Consider the following 3,240-nt stretch of genomic DNA (forward strand, 5'->3'; position numbering starts at 1 on the left):
TCTTTACCTTGATTACCCAGCAACAAATCTGCCCCTTGGTTGCCATAAAGTTCATCATCTCCACTATTTCCAAATAGGGCATCTCGTCCGGGCAAACCTCGGATAATATCATTGCCACTTTGACCGCTCATCACATCATCATTAGGTGTGCCATCAATATTATCTGCACTATCTGTTCCTACGGCAGTAAAGGAAATATTGACTACATCAATAGTGGGTTCGGGAGGAATTGGTGGGGGTTCCGGCAAGCCCGGTTTACTCGCGCCACTGGTAGTGCTGCTTTCATCAGTGCCATCTGAGGGCAAAATACTGCTCAGACCCATGAAAGGCGGAAGGGGGGAAACGGGGAATAAGCCACTGTTAACAGGTTGGTCAACAGGTTGGTCAACAGGTTGGTCAACAGGTTGGTCAACAGGTTGGTCAACAGGTTCTTCAACACTGCTGATAGTTAAATTAACCTTAGCATCCGCAGTCGCATAAGCCGTCCCATCAAACCCATTCCAAGTAAAGCTGACATTGCCATTAAAGTCAGCATTGGGAGTAAAGGTTAATTTACCCAAATCAGCGGCATTAATTTCTTGACCAGCAGGAATAGCACTTCCGTTTAACTTCAGAGTGCCGTTACCCGGAAGTGAAGTTATTTTAATTTTGGATAAGCTATCTTTGTCTGGGTCTAAGAATTTATCGGTAAAGTCAGTAGCGGCAAAAGTGATATCTGTATCTTCCAGCCCAGTTTTAACAATATCACTCAAAGTGGGGATATCGTTAACTGAGTTAACGGTAATCGTGAAAGTTTGAGCGACTGAAGTGTCAGCACCGTTATTAGCTGTGCCACCATTATCTTTGACAACCACATTAAAATTAGAAGTCCCAAAAGCGTTCGCTGCCGGAGTATAAGTTAGGTTGCCGCTGGCATCTATTGCTGGGCTTACAGCAAATAAGGCAGGGTTAGTGATATTGCTGACAGTGTAGGTCGCTGTTTGGGCGGATTCGTTGGCTGCACCGGGGTTGAAGGTGGTCCAAGCCGTTACCGTTTGGGCTCCTGCATCTTCGTTGACTGTAAGTGAATTGCTGGTAACGGTAAAACTGGGTTGGTCGTTGACAGTAGTAATAATGAGGGATGCGGTGTCGGTGGTGCTGCTGAAGGCACTGATGTTGCCATTGGTGCTGGTGTCAGCGGTACTGCCGTTGAGAAAAGAGAAACTATCCCAAGCACGGAAGGTAATGGCGTTAGTGATAGTGCCGCTGTAATTGGCGTTGGGTTGGAAGTAAATGCGGGTATTGGCATCGGCTGCCAGCAAGCGAGCACTGGTACTGGATACTGTTCCTAATGGGTTCCAGGTGGTGCCGCCATTGGTACTGTAGAACCAACTGCCATTGGTGGTGTCGGCAGCGGTGATGGCGACCCCCGCGACTGCGCCTGTGTCGGGGTCGGTGATGTTGTTTTGCCCCGTACCAATGGCCGCAACAGAAGAAATAAGCGTACCGACAGCGCCAGAAGGAGCCGCCGCGTCTTCTAGGATGCTGCTGAGGGCGACGACGGTATCAGTAAGGACAGGGGCAGTGTTAGGGCTGATGTTGCCGTAAACATCATTATTGTCCTGATTACTGCCAACACCGCCGCTGGAAGTTGTGGCACCAGGGGTGTTTGCTTGCTCGGCAGCGGTGTTGTTGCTGAAGGTGGCTCCCAGGGTGCGGACAGTGGGCAGGGTGGTGGGCATCCCCTGGTTGTTGCCATTGGGATTGGTGAGGGACTGCATGGCAAATATTGCCCCGCCTTTGCCTTGACCGTTGTTGAAACCCGTGCCGCCGGTAGCAGAGTTATTGTTAAAGGTGGCGTTATATAGATTCAAGATGCCACTACGGATGAAGATTGCTCCTCCTAAGCCAGCACCACCACCACCAGAGGTGACAGCGATACCACTGTCGCCAGCACCGAAACCGCCAAGACCGGCATTATTAGTAGAACTACCACCACCACCGCCATAGCCGCCCGCACCACCAACGCTACTTGTAAAACCGCCCGCGCCGCCGCCGCCGCCAAAACCGCCAAAACCGCCCGCGCCACCGCCGCCATAGCCGCCGCTACCGCCGCCGCCACCGCCGCCAAAACCGCCAAAACCGCCCGCGCCGCCAGGGACAAAACCGCCCGCGCCGCCAGTAGCGCCAAAGATGCCACCGTCGCCACCGTCGCCACCAGAACCAAAGAGAATGCCAGCCCCGCCGTCACCACTCAGGCCACCTCCACCTCCGCCACTAAACAAGTATTGACCAGTACCGCCGTTACCGCCGATCGCCTGATTGTTACTAAACGTGGTATTACTGAGATTGACGGTGCCGTCGTAGATGAACAATCCGCCACCCATTCCGGCCCCACCGCCAGCGGCAGTGTCACCATTTCCACCATTACCGCCCTGAGCACGACCTCCGTCAATAGTCATATCGGAGAACGTGACAGTTCCCGACTTAATTACAAAGGGACGAACGTCACCGGCGTTATTTGTACCGCTATTATCCACATCCCCGCTGACGGTGAAACCGCCACCAATAAAGGCGATATTACTGTCAATCAGAACTTGGGGAACTCCCGTAAATCGGACATCGGTATTCAGGGTAATGGTGTCATTACCGGCGATATTGTTGGCCTGCAAAATTGCCCAACTCAGGGTATTAGCTGTACCCCCCGTTCCATCATCGGTGGCTACGGTGACATCAAAGTTGGCCAGACTATATTCGTAATCTTCAGCGGTCTGGGCATTAAGGGCAATTTCTGATTCAATATTGCCGGTGACGATTTCTAAGTCCCAGTCGCCTCCGTTCCCCGTGAGGTCATCGGATGCGGCGATATCCGCTTTGGTGAGATGCGCTAATTGTTGGATGAATGCTTGACCTGTGACTCCTAGGGCGACGTTGCATCCATATATATTGATGTCAGCATCCTCGCTTAAAGCAGCCTGCCATTGTTGTAGCTGGTCTTGGTATGCTGCCAGGTTTTCGGTGTTGAGGGTGCTGTTGCCTAGTTTCAGGCTGCCGGGACTGCCGTGGGAGATGATGTGGATAGATTGTAGGGGCAAAGCATTCGCGCCGACATCTTGTGGATTCTCCAGCCAATCTATACGCGAATGCTTCGCCCCAAGGATTTCCGTAATTTGCTCGATACCATCCCGGTTGGGGTTGAGGATATGGACAAAGGTGGCCGGTTTGACTCCGGCAGCGAGACTTTGATAGTCGGATACGGTG

At 52.3% G+C, this 3,240-nt stretch carries 1 protein-coding gene; it reads right to left on the minus strand.

The features are described 5' to 3' along the window. Positions 1-3,240 (minus strand): DUF4347 domain-containing protein (locus AM228_RS36610; RefSeq protein WP_197285450.1); only part of this gene is annotated, 3,240 nt, incomplete at both ends.

This window comes from Planktothricoides sp. SR001, from assembly GCF_001276715.1.
GTDB classification, from domain to species: Bacteria; Cyanobacteriota; Cyanobacteriia; order Cyanobacteriales; family Laspinemataceae; genus Planktothricoides; species Planktothricoides raciborskii.